Below are 16253 nucleotides of genomic sequence, written 5' to 3' on the forward strand. Positions count from 1 at the left end.
CCATGCTGCACGGCCACGGCGACGACGGCTACCGCCATTCCCAAAAAATCATCGCCGATTTCAGCACCAATGTGTGGTACGGCGGCGAGCCGGCGGGCCTGAAAGAATACATTTTCAGCCAGTGGCCCACCGTGAACCGCTACCCCGAAGTGCTGGCCGAAAGCCTGGCCGCGCAAGTGGCGGCGCACCACGGCGTAGCACCCGCGCAGGTACTCATCAGCAGCGGCACTACCGAGAGCCTCTACTTGGTGGCCCAAGCCTGGGCCGGGCGGTGCAGTACCGTGCTCACCCCCAGCTTTGCCGAGTACGAAGATGCCTGTCGGCTGCACGGCCACGAGTTGCGATTCCGGCCCTGGAATGAGTTGCAACCAGACACGCGGCTTGATAGCGACTTAGTATTCATCTGCAACCCGAATAACCCCACCGGGAGTGTGCTGGAATCTAATGTACTAGATGCCTTGCTGGCAAATAACCCAGGCACAGTCTTCGTGCTTGATGAGGCTTTTATTGAATTCACCACCCGTATTCAAACGGCTACTCCCCGGCTGATGCGGTTTGATAATCTATTGATTTTGCGTTCCCTAACCAAGGCCTACGCCATTCCGGGCTTGCGGCTGGGCTACGTGGTAGGGCCGGCCGCACTCATTGCCCGGCTCGTCCAGCAGAAGGCCCCGTGGGCCGTGAATGCGCTGGCAGCGGCAGCGGGCAATTTTATTTTTGCCCACTACACCAAAGTACAGCTACCCCTTTCCCAATTACTGGCCGATAAAGCAGCTTTGGCTGCCCGGCTGGCCGAGAACCCCGGCCTCGAAATCTTTCCAAGCCACACGCATTATTTCCTGGGAGCCACGGGGCACGGCACGGCCGCCGAGCTAAAGCGTTGGCTGCTGGACCGGCACGGCCTGCTCATTCGGGATGCGGCTAATTTCCGGGGCCTCACCCTGGCTCATTTCCGTATCGGCACCCGGAACGCGACAGATAATTTGCTATTGATAAACGCTTTGACTGAATGGACCGATTCGCTCGCCTAGCTGCCCCGCTCGCCGTCGGCTACGCCCTCGACCTACTGCTAGCCGACCCCGAAGACTGGCCCCACCCGGTGCGCACCTACGGCGCGCTCATCGTCGCCGGGGAGCGCCGCCTGAACCACGGCCCGTACCGTTTTGCCAAGGGTGCGCTGTTGGCTGGCGGGTTGGTGAGTGGCACGTTTGCCGCTTTCCAGCTGCTGGATAAGGTTCTGCGGTACCTGCCACCCATTGCGGCGGTGGCCGCCAACAGCGCGTGGGTGTTCTACGGGCTGGCCAATACCGGGCTGGTACGCGAAGGCCGGGCAGTGTTCGACGTGCTCGAACGTGAGGGTCTGGAAGCCGGCCGTCGGCAACTGGCCCGCATCGTGGGGCGCGACACGGCCCAGCTCGACGCCCAGCAAATTCGCACCGCCGTGCTCGAAAGCCTAGCCGAAAACCTCAGCGACGGCGTGGTGGCGCCCCTGTTGTACTACGCGCTGACGGGCGTGCCAGGGCTGATGGCCTACAAAATGGTGAACACCCTCGACTCGATGGTGGGCTACCGCAACGCGCGTTACGAGCAATTTGGCAAGTTCGCGGCCCGCCTCGATGACGTGGCCAACCTGGTACCGGCTCGCCTCACCGCCGGCTTACTGGCGGGCTTGGGTGGCAGCTGGCGCAGCTTTCGGTTTATCTATAAGTATGGCAACCAGCACAAAAGTCCCAATGCAGGCTACCCCGAAGCCGCTCTCGCCGGCGTGCTCGACTGCCGCTTCGGCGGCCCCAATTACTACCATGGCCAGCTTGTGTCCAAACCCTACATCGGCAATAACCCACGGCCAATTGAGCATGCCGAAATCAACCGCGTGGCTGGCTTCAACCACGCCGTTTGCGCGATAGTAGTAGCGGGGGTTTTAGGACTGCTGTGGTGGCGGGAGCACCGGTGAGCTGGTACTCAGCAAATGTTCAATAAACACTGGATTCTCACCCCAGTACACGTGCACGTAGGAAGCCCAGACATTACCCTGCCGGTACAGCTCCACAGGTACCGCCACACCTTTAGCATTGGTAATCTGGGCTGATGCGGGCGTGAGGCCGTGGTCGTCTAATTGGGAGTAGTGGAACTCATGGCCCTTAATAGTTAGCCCATTCCACGCAAGCTGGCGGTAGCCCAGGGTCATTTTAGCGTTTGTCATGTAAGTAGTGCAAGGCAGCACTCCCGCCATTGCAAAGGTCCGGCCCTGGGCGTCAACCACATCACGCCCCAGATACATAAGCCCGCCGCACTCGGCATAAGCAGCACCACCATTCAGGCAGTACTCGGCCACGCTGGCGCGCATGGCTGTATTGCCGCTGAGAGCCGCGGCGAAGAGCTCCGGGTAACCGCCGGGCAGGTACAGAAAATCCGTGCCAGTAGGTAGCGCCGCATCGGTCAGTGGGCTGAAGTAAAGGACTTCACCGAACTGGGCCAGAGCCTGCAAATTTTGATGATAGGTGAACGTGAACGCCGCATCGCGGGCGACGGCGATATACCGGCGTGGCCCGGAGCTTATTGCCTCGGGTGAAGGCGCAGTGGGGACCGGCACGGCCGTACGCGTCACTTCCAGCAGCCGCTCAATGTCGACGGTTTGGGGCAAGGCGTCGGCCAGAGCTTCTACGATGGTTTCGTATTGTAGCTCGGCGTCGATGGACAGGCCCAGGTGGCGCGAGGGAATGGTAAAGGCAGGGTTATTTGGCAGATAGCCCAAAGCTTCCACGCCCACGTCGGCGCAGGCTTCGCGCAGGAAGTGATAGTGCGAGGCAGTGTTTACAAAGTTGAAAATGGCACCGACCAACCGGATGCCGGGATAAAAATTCTTGAACCCAAATAGTAACGGGGCCACAGAGTAGGCCATAGCCTTGGCATTGACAACCAGAATGACCGGGATGCCGAGCTGCTCGGCCACGTCGGCGGCGCTACCCTGCATACGGTCAGCCCCATCGAACAAGCCCATCACACCCTCCACCACGGCCACGTCGGCGGAGGCAGCGTAGCGGGCGTAAGTAGCTTGGGCGTGCTCCACCGAAGCCATGAACAAGTCGAGGTTGAGGCTGGGCCGACCAGCCGCTTGGGTATGGTGGTGGGTATCAAGGTAGTCGGGGCCACACTTGAAGGGCTGCACTATCAGTCCGCGCCGGGCCAGGGTGCGCAGCAGTCCCAGCGTGAGGGTAGTTTTGCCGTTGCCGCTGGCTGGGGCGGCCAGCAGGAATTGGGACTTGATAGCGGGCGAAGCAAACATGAGCGAAGAAATAGTGAACCAGTAAAGCGTAGTTTTGGGCGAGTAGCGGCTTATTAGCCGCCTAGCTTTTCGCAAAAAATGCCCCTTTACGTGATTTCGGGCGGCCCTGGAGCCGGCAAAACTACACTGCTGGCGGCCTTGTGCCGGGTCGGCTTCGCAGGGGCTGAGGAAGTATCGCGCCAACTCATTCGGGAGCAGGTGGCGCTCGGCAGCGGCGTGGTGCCGTGGCAGGACCTGGGGGGCTTCGCTGAGCTGACCCTGGCCCGCATGGTGGCCCAGCACGAGGCCGCCAGCCGGCGCGACGACATCACATTTTTCGACCGTGGCATTCCCGATATTATTGCCTATCTGGAAGTTGCGGGCCTGCCTGTGCCGCAGGCTTACGTCGCAGCCGCAGCCGCACATCCTTACCAGAATCCGGTGCTACTGGCGCCACCCTGGGCCGAAATCTACGAGAACGACGCGGAGCGCTGGCAGACATTTGCCGAAGCCGAAGCCTTGTACCAAGCTCTGCGGCGCACCTACCAACGGTTGGGCTTTGCGGTGCTCGAATTGCCTAAAACCACAGTGGCGGCGCGGGTTGATTTCGTGCGGGCAGCGGTGGCAATGTAATGGAGGGATGATGCTTCTGGTCAGTGGCCAACATTTTTGCCTACCTTTGCCGCAGCAATTGGTAGTCGTTTCCGCGGTGCGGGGCGACTTTAAAAGGGAATCCGGTGTGAATCCGGGACAGTCTCCGCTGCTGTAACCCCCTCCAAAAGCCGGCTGATACATGGCGCCACTGTTCCCGCGGGAATGGGAAGGCCATCAGCCGGTGGGGGAAGTCAGAAGACCTGCCGCTTGCTTCATTCAGTCACAGCTTTCGGCAGAAAGGCTCGTTGTACCATGCCCCAATCCTCGCTTTCCCCCGGCCGTGCCGGTGGCGCACCCCCGTTTTTTCTGATCTGTCGCGGCTTGGCGCTGATTGGCTTGCTCCTGGCAAGTCCCTGGCTGAGCTTAGCCCAAGTGGCCGCCACCAAAACCGTTATCCCTAAAACGGTGACGGCTACCCGCGGCCGAACCACGGTTGACTTTGCTAAGGGCTTCACCATCAATTATGTAGGCAAGTGCAAATTAGTCACTATCCTAAGCCCATTTGAGCAGAAAACCACGGCCACCCGCTACCTGCTGGTGCCCCGCGGCATGGCTCGCCCGGCCGGCTACGCCGATGCTACCCTTATTGAAATCCCCATTCGCAGCTTGGTTGGGCTTTCGTCGATGCACGTGGCGTTGGCCGATTTCCTCGGAGCTGCCGATTTGGTAGTGGGGCTCGGTGATTTTAAATACGCCTCGGCCTTACGGGTGCGGCAACGCATCACGGAGGGCAAGATTTTCGAAGTGGGCCAGGGCAAGGAACTTAATAATGAGCTGCTTATCGCCCAGCATCCCGACTTGGTGATGAGCACCGGCTGGCCCGGCGAAAACCTTACCCGTTTCCAGACGCTTGCTGCGGGCGGCGTACCGGTGATGATGAATTCGGAGTGGGTAGAAACCACGCCCCTCGCCCGCGCTGAGTGGGTGAAAATCATGGCCGCACTACTCAACAAAGAAGATTTGGTTAATCACAAATTTGGGCAGGTGGTGAGCGATTACCAGCGCCTGGCGGCACTAGGCCACAAGGCCACCAAACGGCCCAAAGTGGTGGTGGGCCTGCCCTTCAAAGATGTGTGGTACGTGCCCGATACCGATAGCTACCTGGCCCAGTTCCTGCGCGACGCAGGCACTACCTACGCCTGGGATAAGACGAAGGCTCCGCAGGGCAGTCTCGCGCTGTCGTTTGAAACGGTGGCACCCATAGCGCTTACCGCTGACTGCTGGCTGCAAACCGGCGCGGCCAACTCCAGGGCGGAAATAGTGGCTCAGGATGCCCGCTATGCCGCGTTCGCTCCTTTCAAAAGCGGACGGGTATACAATAACAATCGCCGCACTAACGCTCAGGGCTCCAACGACTACTGGGAATCTGGCGCGGTACGGCCTGACTTGGTGCTGGCCGACATGATTAAGATTCTGCACCCCGAGCTCCTGCCCACTTGGCGGCTCTACTATTACCGGCAGCTGAAGTGAGCACGCCCACCCTAGTGGCCGCGCCCCGGCTTGAGCCGGCAAGCCGGCAGCGCCTCGCTTGGCTAGTGGCCTTAGTGGGGCTGGTAGCCTTTGGCTTCGTGCTCGATATTGCTCTGGGCCCGGTGCGTATTCCGGTGCTGATGGTGGTCAAAATTCTATTTGGCCAAGCTACTGACTCACCAGCTTGGGCGTTCATTGTGCGGCAGATTCGCCTTCCCAAGGCCTTGACGGCGTTGGTAGCAGGCAGTGGATTGGCCGTCAGCGGTTTGCAGATGCAGACACTGTTCCGCAACCCCTTGGCGGGGCCTTCGGCGCTGGGCCTCACGGCGGGTGCGGGGCTAGGCGTGGCCGTAGTAATGTTGGCTAGCGGCAGCGCGGCGGGCGGTTTTGCCATCCGGGCCCTGGGCGTAGGCGGCAGTTGGGCGCTGGTGCTGGCCGCCACCATCGGCGCTGCTCTGGTCATGGCTCTGGTACTGGCTCTCTCGGCCCGGGTGCGTGACAATGTGGTGCTACTCATCGTGGGGCTGATGATTGCTAGCGTGACCGGCGCCATTGTCAGCTTGTGGCAGTATTTCAGCGCACCAGAGCAGATTCAAGAGTACTTACTCTGGACTTTTGGCTCCGTAGGCGGGGTAGTGGGCAGCCACTTGGTGGTGCTGGCGGCCGTAGTGGGTGTGGGGTTGGCACTGGCTTTCGCCTCGGCCAAACCGCTAAATGCCCTGCTGCTAGGGGAGAACTATGCCCGCAGTATGGGGCTTTCGGTGGGCCGGGCGCGCACGCTGATTATTGCCAGTACCAGCCTATTAGCGGGAGCCATCACGGCGTTTTGCGGGCCCATTGGCTTCATTGGCATTGCCGTGCCGCACCTCACGCGCGGCCTGCTGCGCACCGCTGACCACCGCGTGCTGCTGCCCGGCACCTGCCTGGCGGGGGCCGCTCTCACCCTGGGCTGCGACTGCCTGGCCCAACTGCCTGGTAGCCAAACCCCACTGCCTTTGAGCGTAGTGACTTCGTTACTCGGGGCACCGGTGGTGCTGTGGGTGGTACTGCGCCGCCAGAACATTCGCTCCTCTTTTTCCTAAGTCTGATGTCGACGCTCAAGCCCTTGCTGACCGCCGAAGACCTGACGGTGGGCTATTTCAGCAGTAAAAAAACGCCCCGGCCGGTGGCCCAGCCTGTACGCCTGGCCCTATGGCCCGGCGAGCTGGTATGCTTGCTCGGACCCAATGGCGCCGGCAAATCAACTCTGTTGCGCACGCTGGCCGGCTTGCAGCCCCCGCTCAGCGGCCGGCTCAACCTCGGCGGGGCGGCCCTGGCAGGGCTGAGCGCGGCTGAGCGCGCCCGCCAGCTCAGCATCGTGCTCACCGACCGGGTGGATGCCGGCAACCTGACCGTGCAAGAGCTGGTGAGCCTGGGCCGCCACCCCCACACCGGCTGGCTGGGCAGCCTCTCGGCCCACGACGAAGCCCAGGTACAAGCCGCGCTGACGGCCACTGGCACCAGTAGTTTTGCCCAACGCCCGGTGGGTGAGTTGAGCGATGGCGAGCGGCAGAAGGTGTTGCTGGCCCGCGCCATTGCCCAGGATACGCCCATCGTGCTGCTCGACGAGCCTACCGCTCACCTTGACCTGCCTAACCGCGTGGCCCTCATGCGCCTACTGCACCGTTTGGCCCGTCAAACCGGCAAGGCCATTCTACTGTCCACCCACGAGTTGGACCTCGCCTTGCAGGCTGCCGACCGGGTCTGGCTCCTCCCCGCTGATGGAGTACTGCACACCGGCACCCCCGAAGACCTGGTACTGAGCGGGGAGTTCGCGGCGGCTTTTGCACGGGAGGGTCTAGCCTTCGACCCGGCTACCGGCACCTTCGCTCTGCACGCGCCCATGGGCCCGGCCGTGCAGCTGATGGGGGACGGGGCTACGGCCTTCTGGACGCGCCGGGCCCTAGAGCGCGAGGGCTTCGTGCCCACCGCTGGCCCCGCGGCTCTGCGCGTGACCGCGCCCAGCCCTCCCAAAACCAGCCAGTGGATCAGCCACGCCCCCGGTCACCCCGCTCAGTACCACAAAACAATAGAAGAACTACTCCGCACACTACGGCTCACTTTTGATAATACTCCCTTGGCTTAAAGTCCAGCATTAAGCTGTATCAAATCCCCTTTTTAATAACTATCTCACAACCCATGAAAACACATTCTCTACATCGATACGCTAATGACCATCAATTCAAGTTATCGGTAGTGCTGGCCTCTTTATTGCTGACTGGCACTGGGCTCGGAGCTCAAGCCCAGGCGCCAGTCGATACTCTTAAGCGTCAGAATCTCAACGAGGTGGTAGTGACTGCTACTCGCTCTCCTATCGAGCGTAGCAAGGTGCCGCAGCAAATCCAGATTATCAGCCAGAAGGACATTCAACAAACTCCGGCCCAGGAGTTTACCGATGTACTGAAGAAGAATACGTCGGTTGACATTGTACAGTACCCGAGCTTGCTGGCGGGCGTGGGCATCCGTGGCTTCCGACCCCAGACTGGCGGCCTCAATCAGCGCGCCCTGCTACTGGTGGATGGGCGTCCGGCTGGCACCAGCAACCTGGCCACGCTCGACCTAGGCAGCGTGGAACAGGTGGAGGTGCTGAAGGGGCCAGCCTCGGCACTCTACGGCTCACAAGCTATGGGCGGTGTAGTTAATATATTGAGCCGTAAGTCGCGCGGGGCGGTGCGCTCGTCGCTGTTTGCTGAATATGGCAGCTACCAGACGTTTAAGTTTGGTGGCGCTACGGGTGGCAACATCACTCGCAACCTGGATTTTGATTTGTCGTTTGCGCAGTTCGACCGGGCGGCCGACTACAAGTTGGGCGGGGGCGGCATATTCCGCCGCTGGCTCGATGGCGGCAGCGCCACCAAAACCTATACCAACCAAACCCTAGCTGACAGTACCGCCCAGACCGACGATAAACGCGCCGATGGCCGGCCTCGCACCTTCACCAAGCTTAACTACTACTCAAGTGCCTTGCGGCTGGGCTACCAGCTAGGTAAGCATTGGCGCGTAGACGTGCGCGGCGAGCGGTTCCTGGCCCGCAACGTGCAGTCCCCTAATGATGTTGTCTACGGCGACCTGCGATACAGCACCAAAGACATTGAGCGCCAAAACCTCGACCTGAGCGTGACCGGTGACTACGAGCGTCATCAGCTTTTTGTGCGCGGCTATACGTCGAAAGAAAATAACAACAATAACAACCTCTTCAGCGGCAATACACCCATTGCGCCCTACCGCTCATTCCAGAGTCAGTACTTATGGAAAGGCCTTCAGGCCAAAGACGTTATCAAACTGGGTAACCAGAGCATTACCGTCGGTATCGACCGCAACGAAGCTACCAGCAACTCGCAGAGCTTCAACGCAACCGGAGCCAATACCGCTCCCTTCAACCCCAACTACGAACTGAGCACGACCGGCATTTACGCCCAAGCTCAGTTGAACTTGTTGCAGGACCGGCTGATTATTACGCCCGGTGCTCGCTACGATTTCATTACCTACAACGTGAAACAGACTGACCTGCTCACGACCTTCACGCCGGGCAAAACGACCAATCCTTTCTTCAGCCCCAGCCTGGGCACCCAATACGAGCTAGTGGCAGGGCTGCGTTTGCACGGCACCATCGGCCGCGCCTACGTAACGCCCGATGCCTACAACGTGGCGGGCTACTCCCAAACCTCGCCCACGAGTGCCAATAAAGTATCTATCATCCAGGGCAACCCGAACCTGAAAAACGAAAGCAGCGTGACCTGGGACGCCGGCCTGCGCTTTGCCCGACCCACCAGCGGCTTCTCGGCCGACGTGACCTACTTCGCCACCAAGGTGAAAGACCGCATCACCACCCGCACCACCAACCCGGTGGGCGAAACCACCCCCCAGGGTTACAGCGTGGCTTCGCGCACCACCTACGTCAATGCTAACGACAGTCGGATTCAGGGCCTGGAAGCCGAAGCGGGCTATGATTTCGGCGTGCTGGTCGAAAATCGCTACTCGCTTCGGGTATTTGCCGGCGGCACTACCCTATTTCAGGCCGAAGACATCACTAACAGCGCCGATGGCTCACAAACCAGCCGCGCCATTTATAATGTGGCCAAGCTTAGCGGCAACTACGGTGTGGCATTCGATAACAACCACGGCCTGCGCGCCCGCCTGAACGGCCACTACGTGGGCACTCGTAAAGACACTGACTTCACGGATATTAAATCCCCGCAAATTGACTATCCGCGCTACATGACCCTGGATTTTTCGTCCGGTTACACTTTCATAAACAAGCATACTTTCGCAGTGCTGGTAAATAATTTGACCGACGAAAACTATTACGAGAAGCGTGGCTATAATCTTCCCGGCCGCAATGTATCAGGCCGTTATACGCTCACATTTTAGCAGTTTTAGGTACCGCCATGCCAGGGTGTGGTGATTAAAACGCTGCTTCACTCATCCCACCGATTTTCAGCCGTGCTCTATTATATCTCCGGCGGGCAGCGCTCGGGCAAAAGCCGCTACGCTCAGAACCTCGCCCTACAACTTAGCCCTAACCCCGTGTACCTTGCCACTTCGCGGGCCTGGGACGAAGACCACCGCCAGCGCATTGCCCAGCACGTGACGGACCGCGACGCTCGCTGGACCACTCTGGAAGAAGAAAAATACCTCAGCCGCCTCGACCTCACTGGCCGCACCGTAGTACTGGACTGCGTGACGCTCTGGCTAACTAATTTCTTCACGGATTCGGAATACCAAGTGGAAAAAACGCTCCAGCAGACCCGCGACGAATTCGATAAGCTGATGCGGCAGGACTGCACGTTGCTGGTAATTTCCAACGAAATCGGGATGGGCCTGCACGCGCCCACTGAGGCCGGCCGCAAGTTCGCAGACCTGCAAGGCTGGGTTAATCAACACATTGCCCAGCGGGCCGACCGGGCCATTTTCATGGTATCAGGGTTGCCGCTGGCGGTAAAATAATCACTTCATTCAAGCCTGTAATCAAGTATGAAAATTTACACCAAAAAAGGCGATGCCGGTACCACTGGCCTTTTCGGCGGCTCGCGCGTGCGCAAAGACGACGTGCGTGTGGAGTGCATGGGCGACCTCGACGAGGCCAATTCTACCCTCGGCCTGCTACGGGTAAAGCTGGGTGCCGACCATGCCTGGCAGCCGCAGCTCCACCGCATCCAGAAGGATATGATGGACATGATGTCGCACCTGGCACGGCCTTCGGACACCAAGAAAACCAACACCAACCCCATACCTGCCGATGGCGCCCAGTTTTGTGAGGAGTGGATTGATGAGCTGGAAAATCAAATGACTTCGCCCTCTGACTACTTCCTGCTGCCCGGCGGTAACGAAATATCCGCTCTCTGCCACGTAGTGCGCACCCAAATGCGCCGGGGCGAGCGCCGCTTGGTGAGCCTGATGGCAGTTGATACGGTCGACCCCGTTATTCCCGCTTACATCAATCGTCTATCTGACCTGTTTTTCACCCTGGCCCGCGCCGAGATGGATAAGGCCGGGGTGGCCGAGGAGAAATGGCAGCTGTTTCTTTACAAGCGCTTTAAGCAAGCTGGCGACACTCCTAAGCCCGAAAATCCTGCATAATGCCTTGGAGTATTTCCCTGCCTGACACCGCGCTAGCCGCGGCTATCCGGTATAAAATCGATACCAAAACCAAGCCGCTCGGGGCACTCGGACGGCTGGAACCGCTGGCCGAACAAGTTGCCCTAGTGCAGCAAACCTTAACGCCACAGTTGTGTCGGCCCCACATACTGGTGTTTGCCGCCGACCACGGCATCGCACAGGCCGGTGTGAGCCAATACCCGCCCGAAGTAACGCATCAGATGGTCCGCAATTTCGCGGCCGGCGGGGCTGCTATCAATGTTTTTTGCCGCCAAAATGGTCTGAATCTAAGTATTGTGGATGCCGGCGTGCGCGGCAGCTTTGCCGACTTGCCCGCCGTGCGGAACGAGAAAATAGCCGAGGGTACCCGCAACTTCACCTACGAGCCCGCCATGAGCGTCAGCCAGTGCACCGACGCTCTGCAGCGGGGGGCACGGCTAGCCGATGAGCTGCACGCCACCGGGTGCAACGTATTGGGTCTGGGGGAGATGGGCATTGGCAACACCTCTTCTGCCGCAGTGCTGATGCACCGCCTCACTGGCCATCCCCTGGCCGGGTGCGTGGGCCGTGGCACCGGCCTCAATGAAACCGGTTTAGCTCGTAAACTCACTACCCTGACACAGGCCGTAGCAGCACATCCCACTGTAGGCGACGACCCGCTGGCGGTACTAGCCACGTTCGGCGGCTTCGAAATCGCGCAAATGTGCGGGGTACTGCTCCGCGCCGCCGAACACGGCATGCTGCTGCTCATTGATGGCTTTATTGCTTCCGCAGCGCTGCTGGTAGCGGCCCGGCTTGCTCCATCCGTGTTAGCCTACTGCGTGTTCTGCCACGAGTCGAATGAGCAGGGGCATCGTCTACTACTAGCTGAACTGGGCGGGCAACCTCTGCTGCACCTAGACCTGCGGCTAGGCGAAGGCACTGGCTGCGCGCTGGCCTATCCGCTGGTGCAGGCCGCCGTCAATTTACTGAATGAAATGGCGTCCTTTGAAAGCGCAGGTGTAAGCGACAACTCCGGCACGTAGGTTTGTTTTATGCGCTTTCTATCATCTTCCCTGCCATGCCCGATTCCTGGCCTCGCTACCAACTGCGCCTGCTGCTCACGGCCGTGATGTTCTATACCCGACTGCCCTGTCCGCGCTGGGTAGGCCACGAGGCAGAGCAACTCAACCGGGCCACTGTTTACTTCCCCCTTATTGGCTGGCTGGTGGGTGCCGTAACGGCTGGCGTATACTGGTGCGCGGCCTTGCTTTGGCCGCCACCGGTGGCCGTGCTGCTAAGCACTGGCGCCGGAGTGCTGCTCACAGGAGCTTTTCACGAAGATGGGCTGGCGGATGTGTGCGACGGCTTCGGTGGTGGCTGGACACGGACGCGCATCCTCGATATCATGAAGGACAGTCGCGTCGGCACCTACGGGCTGGTGGGGCTAGGCCTAGTGATGGCCATAAAAGTGGCGGCGCTGAGCGGCGCTGCCGCTACTCCGTTTGGGTCTAGCTTCACGGTGCCAGTACTGCTCGTTGTAGCTCACCCACTGAGCCGCTTCACGGCCCTTACCTTTGTGCGCACTCTCCCCTACGCTCGGGCCGACCTAGATGATGGCAAAGCCAAGCCCGTAGCCCAGAGCATGCCAAACCGCCGCCTAGCGGCAGCAGCCCTGCTGGGACTGGCGCCCCTGGTCACGCTGGCGATGTGGCAACAGCAGCTGGCACTCCTGTGGGTACTCCTGCCGCTGTTGATTTTGCAAATAATGCTCGGCCGCTGGTTCAACAAATGGCTGGGTGGCTACACCGGTGACTGCCTGGGTGCCACTCAACAGCTGGCTGAGGCCCTCATTTATTTATCCTTGACCGTGCACTTGGCATGACCATTTATCTCATTCGCCATACCGCTGTACAGGCGCTTGGTCTCTGCTACGGCCATCACGACGTACCCTTAGCCGCTACCTTCGCCGCCGAAGCCGCACAGCTCAGTGCCAAGCTGCCAATAGCCCCCACCGAAGGCCATCGGGCTTTCAGCAGCCCCGCCGTACGCTGCTTAACCTTAGCCGCAGCCATAGCCACCAATGTCACGCCCGATGAGCGCCTACGCGAGATGCACTTCGGTACCTGGGAAAACCGCTTGTGGAACGACCTACCGCCCACAGAAACCGCGCCGTGGATGGAAGATTATGTGACACTGGCTCCACCCAGTGGCGAAACCTTTGGCGCCGTGCAACAGCGAGCCGTCGATTTCCTCGCTGAACTGGCTACCGACGGAGAAGAACCTCTGCTGGTATTTACCCACGGCGGCACCATTCGGGCATTAGTATGTCACTGCCTGGATATCCCACTACGAAATGCTTTCCAGTTGCGCATTGATTTCGCGTCTATCACAAAGCTGCAAAAGCAACACGGCCGCTGGAATCTTCTTACATTAAATAGTTGAGCGAATAAAATCGGCAGAAAGAATAGGTTAACTTTCAACCTACCTATAAACGCAAAAAATCCCGCTAGAAGGTCTAGCGGGATTTTCCATCGATTTGTAATTAGTGGTTATACCCACTTGTTGTCCAGCGAGGCGCCGTTTACGTCGATTTTGTTAGCCGAGATAACCAGGCTCAACACCATCGAAGCTTGCGTTTCAGCACCACGAGCGTCGAAAGTCTCGGTGTAACCTACGCAGTAGGCTTCTTTGAAGGCAATTTCCTTCATTTTCGAGTCTTGGTCACCGCGCTTGAACACGATTTTACCATCGGCACGCTTGTAGGGGTCAAGCATCCAGCTGATCAGCTTCACGCTGTCGGTTGATACGACGGTTACCTTGATGGTACCACCCTGCACAACAGAGGAGGGACGTCCTTTGTCATCGGTAGTTTGATTGAAGGAGTAGCTGGAGCTTACTACTTCACATTCTTCGCTGCCAGCAGCGTCAAAAACAGCACTGAAAGAGGCCATGTGGTAAAGGGGTTTGGTGAAAAAAATGGTTTGTGGAAAAAACTAAAATACTACAAGACAAATATACGAAGAAGGCGTGAATAAGTTGAGCTTAAAAGCTATTTTTATGTTATCATATTTTATGATGTCTCAACATGATGGGACACATAAGCATGATAACCTTTCAAAATAGCCATAAACCTACTGTTGAGCGTACTCAGCATTCCAATCACGGCCCGGATTGTCCGGGTCATCCCCCTTCGTACCGTCGAGTGAAACAAGGAACGTTTTAGCTGGGAAATAAGGAACCATGTGAATATCGAGAAGAATCCGGTCCTTTTGCTCCGGGTCGCGCTCAAACTTCTTGAGCGAAAACTTCTCGATTAATTTACCGGGCCCGGCAATACCGTCGAGGAAGCGTACAATCTGGTTCTGGATATCCATCCGCATATTGTGGTCCCAGTTTTCGAAGGCCCGACGGTTGAGAAAGTCAATCAGTACCTTGGTCACGTAGTCGAACACCCGGACGACTGAATAAGTCTGGAGGCCAATATTATCACCATTGAACAAGGTCTTGGCCGAAAAGGCCATTACCCGACCGTATTCGTTAACCATTGGCACAAGGCCAATTTTTTCCAGATTGGCAATCTCACTCTTACGTAACGGAAACTTGACACCGTCTACTTCATTGATGGTACCATGCTTACGACCAGCCGTTACCTGCGAAGCTAGCGTGGCGTAGATACGGCCCGCCAATGCCGACGATGGCGGCACGAATAAGTCTTCCTCCTCGCCTATTTCTTCCATTTTGCCCCGGCCCACGAGCCAGTTGGCCGTCATAACGACATTGGACTTGTAAGCATCACCACCTGTAAGGTTAGCTTCCTCAAACAGCTCGATGACGTCTTCGGGAGTATCGTAATGCTCGAAGTCAGTAACGAGCATTACCTTATTTTTATGGGCTATTTTGGCCCATTTGTCTATCACCTTATTTGATCCCAAATAACCGGGCACTACCAACAATGAGTAGTTATCGCGCAGGTCGAGACGGTCATAGTTCTGCTCCATCTCTGCCGATACGGCATCAATAAAAGTCGTATTGTCCAAATCCTGCAGCTGGTCTTTATCTGCATTCATAATGGACACGTTTTTAACTTCGTCCTGATCCGTATTCCGGAAAAACAAGGCCACCGACCGATACGCTTGCTCCAGTTCGTGCGTGGCCTCAACTGCTTTTTTCAGGTTGTCAGTCAGCAGGTGTTGGGCGGCTTCTACGCGCTTTTCACCTTGCTCCACGGCGTCGGCTACTGTAGTGCTTTCGCTCAAAAGCGAGTGCCACAGCGCCAAACGTTTCTTTAACTGCTTGCGGTCGTTCTTTTTGCTTTCTTCGGAGAGAAAAATCTTTTTGCGGGCCTTTTTCTCCGGGTTGAGGTTAGAAGTACCATCAATAGTGGTTTCGAGCAAATCGAACCCACCTACTTTGAGCAGGGCCTGCGTGCTTTGTTCAAGAGCCGGGGCTGCCTCACGATTGCGGTAGCCGGCGGCGGCAGCATCTTGCTGTTCGAGTGCCATAAATTAAGTGTAGGGAAAGGCAATTAGTTGAGATATGGAACCTGGACTATTCCAGCTCGTCCATCATGGCTTGCACAGCAGCCAGAAATGCAGCTCTGGTTTCGGGGTTCTCCAGAGCTGTTTTCAGGATTTTGTTTGATTTGAGCTGACGCAGCAATTTTTGTAGGTCGTCGGTTTCGGCAGATAAGCTCTGCAAAAAATTGCTTTGGCTGATGATGCCCTTCTTGCCAAAGTCACCCAAGGTTGAGAAATGCAGTTTTTCTGGCACTGTAGCTCCATCCGCATTGTCAAACTCGACAGATACTTCCGGTTTGAAGTGCGCAAATACTGCCTCGGGGGTCTTGAGACCTTCGACCACTATAGGCTTCAACGGCGTGTTGGTGGTGAGCTTTTGCACCAGCAAGGTGCGATTGAGCGGGATGTCTGATATTGCTTCGGAGGCAATGTCGAGCTTACGCTCCTGGCCGCCAATTCCGTACGTATACATAGAAGTTGTGGGAGGTGTGGAAGGTGGGGCAACTGAACGTGCAAATATACGTCGTAACCAACCAGTGAATATATTCATTAAGCCAACTAATTTTTGGCTTACGGATGGAGTAGAACCAAATGTTAGGGCTAATGTACAGGTTTTCCTTGGATAGGAAGTCTGACTTAGTTGATGATGGCCGAAAATTAATAGAAAAATTAGTAATAAACCACCTCATCTGATTGCACGTAGCCGAAACTCCGCAGTACTTTGCACT

At 57.8% G+C, this 16253-nt stretch carries 16 protein-coding genes and 1 riboswitch; of the genes, 12 read left to right on the top strand and 4 right to left on the bottom strand.

What is annotated here, in order from left to right; translation table 11 throughout:
• Positions 1-2: 2 nt before the first annotated feature.
• Both WX88_RS19570 and cbiB read left to right on the top strand, forming a co-directional pair.
• Complete coding sequence (locus WX88_RS19570; protein WP_046246100.1) at positions 3-1031, top strand: pyridoxal phosphate-dependent aminotransferase; 1029 nt, start codon at positions 3-5, stop codon at positions 1029-1031.
• On the top strand, positions 1010-1954 hold the full coding sequence (cbiB, locus tag WX88_RS19575) for an adenosylcobinamide-phosphate synthase CbiB (RefSeq protein WP_046246101.1): 945 nt from the start codon (positions 1010-1012) through the stop codon (positions 1952-1954). The genes WX88_RS19570 and cbiB overlap by 22 nt, the downstream gene beginning before the upstream one ends.
• Here cbiB and WX88_RS19580 read toward each other — a convergent pair.
• Positions 1922-3286, bottom strand: coding sequence for a cobyrinate a,c-diamide synthase (locus WX88_RS19580; protein WP_046246102.1), 1365 nt, complete (start codon positions 3284-3286; stop codon positions 1922-1924). The two genes, cbiB and WX88_RS19580, sit on opposite strands and share 33 nt — an antisense overlap.
• A gap of 78 nt (positions 3287-3364) precedes the next feature.
• Here WX88_RS19580 and WX88_RS19585 point away from each other — a divergent pair, with 78 nt between their 5' ends.
• From WX88_RS19585 to WX88_RS19630, 10 genes are all read left to right on the top strand, one after another.
• Complete coding sequence (locus WX88_RS19585) at positions 3365-3898, top strand: AAA family ATPase (protein ID WP_046246103.1); 534 nt, start codon at positions 3365-3367, stop codon at positions 3896-3898.
• Between the two features lie 42 nt (positions 3899-3940).
• A riboswitch (cobalamin riboswitch) is annotated at positions 3941-4141 on the top strand.
• A gap of 30 nt (positions 4142-4171) precedes the next feature.
• On the top strand, positions 4172-5389 hold the full coding sequence (locus tag WX88_RS19590; protein WP_052732873.1) for an ABC transporter substrate-binding protein: 1218 nt from the start codon (positions 4172-4174) through the stop codon (positions 5387-5389).
• On the top strand, positions 5386-6471 hold the full coding sequence (locus tag WX88_RS19595; protein WP_082116165.1) for a FecCD family ABC transporter permease: 1086 nt from the start codon (positions 5386-5388) through the stop codon (positions 6469-6471). Before WX88_RS19590 ends, WX88_RS19595 begins: the two co-directional genes overlap by 4 nt.
• Positions 6472-6476: 5 nt before the next feature.
• Entirely contained in the window at positions 6477-7514 is a 1038-nt protein-coding gene (locus WX88_RS19600; protein WP_046246104.1) for an ABC transporter ATP-binding protein, read from the top strand.
• A 53-nt stretch (positions 7515-7567) separates the two neighbouring features.
• Positions 7568-9799: a TonB-dependent receptor gene (locus WX88_RS19605; RefSeq protein WP_046246105.1), complete on the top strand. Its 2232-nt coding sequence runs from the start codon at positions 7568-7570 to the stop codon at positions 9797-9799.
• Between the two features lie 72 nt (positions 9800-9871).
• Positions 9872-10375 carry a bifunctional adenosylcobinamide kinase/adenosylcobinamide-phosphate guanylyltransferase gene (locus tag WX88_RS19610; RefSeq protein ID WP_046246132.1) on the top strand — a complete coding sequence of 168 codons (504 nt, stop codon included), beginning with the start codon at positions 9872-9874 and terminating at the stop codon, positions 10373-10375.
• Positions 10376-10402: 27 nt separating this feature from the next.
• Positions 10403-11008, top strand: a complete 606-nt coding sequence (locus tag WX88_RS19615; RefSeq protein ID WP_046246106.1) for a cob(I)yrinic acid a,c-diamide adenosyltransferase — start codon at positions 10403-10405, stop codon at positions 11006-11008.
• Positions 11008-12051, top strand: coding sequence for a nicotinate-nucleotide--dimethylbenzimidazole phosphoribosyltransferase (gene cobT, locus WX88_RS19620; protein ID WP_046246107.1), 1044 nt, complete (start codon positions 11008-11010; stop codon positions 12049-12051). The genes WX88_RS19615 and cobT overlap by 1 nt, the downstream gene beginning before the upstream one ends.
• A gap of 35 nt (positions 12052-12086) precedes the next feature.
• The gene (locus WX88_RS19625; RefSeq protein WP_046246108.1) at positions 12087-12890 is read left to right on the top strand and encodes an adenosylcobinamide-GDP ribazoletransferase; all 804 of its coding nucleotides are present in this window, start codon (positions 12087-12089) and stop codon (positions 12888-12890) included.
• Positions 12887-13450, top strand: coding sequence for a histidine phosphatase family protein (locus tag WX88_RS19630; protein ID WP_046246109.1), 564 nt, complete (start codon positions 12887-12889; stop codon positions 13448-13450). Before WX88_RS19625 ends, WX88_RS19630 begins: the two co-directional genes overlap by 4 nt.
• A 107-nt stretch (positions 13451-13557) precedes the next feature.
• Here WX88_RS19630 and tssD read toward each other — a convergent pair whose 3' ends face one another.
• The 3 genes from tssD to WX88_RS19645 all read right to left on the bottom strand — a co-directional run bounded on the left by tssD (position 13558) and on the right by WX88_RS19645 (position 15997).
• Positions 13558-13959: a type VI secretion system tube protein TssD gene (gene tssD, locus WX88_RS19635; protein ID WP_046246110.1), complete on the bottom strand. Its 402-nt coding sequence runs from the start codon at positions 13957-13959 to the stop codon at positions 13558-13560.
• Between the two features lie 180 nt (positions 13960-14139).
• The gene (locus WX88_RS19640) at positions 14140-15510 is read right to left on the bottom strand and encodes a DUF5458 family protein (protein WP_046246111.1); all 1371 of its coding nucleotides are present in this window, start codon (positions 15508-15510) and stop codon (positions 14140-14142) included.
• A 46-nt stretch (positions 15511-15556) separates the two neighbouring features.
• Positions 15557-15997, bottom strand: a complete 441-nt coding sequence (locus tag WX88_RS19645; protein WP_046246112.1) for a hypothetical protein — start codon at positions 15995-15997, stop codon at positions 15557-15559.
• Between the last annotated feature and the right edge of the window lie 256 nt (positions 15998-16253).

Origin of the sequence: Hymenobacter terrenus, assembly GCF_000972495.1 — a bacterium.
GTDB classification, from domain to species: Bacteria; Bacteroidota; Bacteroidia; order Cytophagales; family Hymenobacteraceae; genus Hymenobacter; species Hymenobacter terrenus.

Bases quoted from the DNA above. Each gene is read 5' to 3' on its own strand.
- WX88_RS19570 (WP_046246100.1), top strand. From the start codon at position 3: ATGCTGCACGGCCACGGCGACGACGGCTACCGCCATTCCCAAAAAATC.
- cbiB (WP_046246101.1), top strand. From the start codon at position 1,010: ATGGACCGATTCGCTCGCCTAGCTGCCCCGCTCGCCGTCGGCTACGCC.
- WX88_RS19580 (WP_046246102.1), bottom strand. From the start codon at position 3,286: ATGTTTGCTTCGCCCGCTATCAAGTCCCAATTCCTGCTGGCCGCCCCA.
- WX88_RS19585 (WP_046246103.1), top strand. From the start codon at position 3,365: ATGCCCCTTTACGTGATTTCGGGCGGCCCTGGAGCCGGCAAAACTACA.
- WX88_RS19590 (WP_052732873.1), top strand. From the start codon at position 4,172: ATGCCCCAATCCTCGCTTTCCCCCGGCCGTGCCGGTGGCGCACCCCCG.
- WX88_RS19600 (WP_046246104.1), top strand. From the start codon at position 6,477: ATGTCGACGCTCAAGCCCTTGCTGACCGCCGAAGACCTGACGGTGGGC.
- WX88_RS19605 (WP_046246105.1), top strand. From the start codon at position 7,568: ATGAAAACACATTCTCTACATCGATACGCTAATGACCATCAATTCAAG.
- WX88_RS19615 (WP_046246106.1), top strand. From the start codon at position 10,403: ATGAAAATTTACACCAAAAAAGGCGATGCCGGTACCACTGGCCTTTTC.
- cobT (WP_046246107.1), top strand. From the start codon at position 11,008: ATGCCTTGGAGTATTTCCCTGCCTGACACCGCGCTAGCCGCGGCTATC.
- WX88_RS19625 (WP_046246108.1), top strand. From the start codon at position 12,087: ATGCCCGATTCCTGGCCTCGCTACCAACTGCGCCTGCTGCTCACGGCC.
- WX88_RS19630 (WP_046246109.1), top strand. From the start codon at position 12,887: ATGACCATTTATCTCATTCGCCATACCGCTGTACAGGCGCTTGGTCTC.
- tssD (WP_046246110.1), bottom strand. From the start codon at position 13,959: ATGGCCTCTTTCAGTGCTGTTTTTGACGCTGCTGGCAGCGAAGAATGT.
- WX88_RS19640 (WP_046246111.1), bottom strand. From the start codon at position 15,510: ATGGCACTCGAACAGCAAGATGCTGCCGCCGCCGGCTACCGCAATCGT.
- WX88_RS19645 (WP_046246112.1), bottom strand. From the start codon at position 15,997: ATGTATACGTACGGAATTGGCGGCCAGGAGCGTAAGCTCGACATTGCC.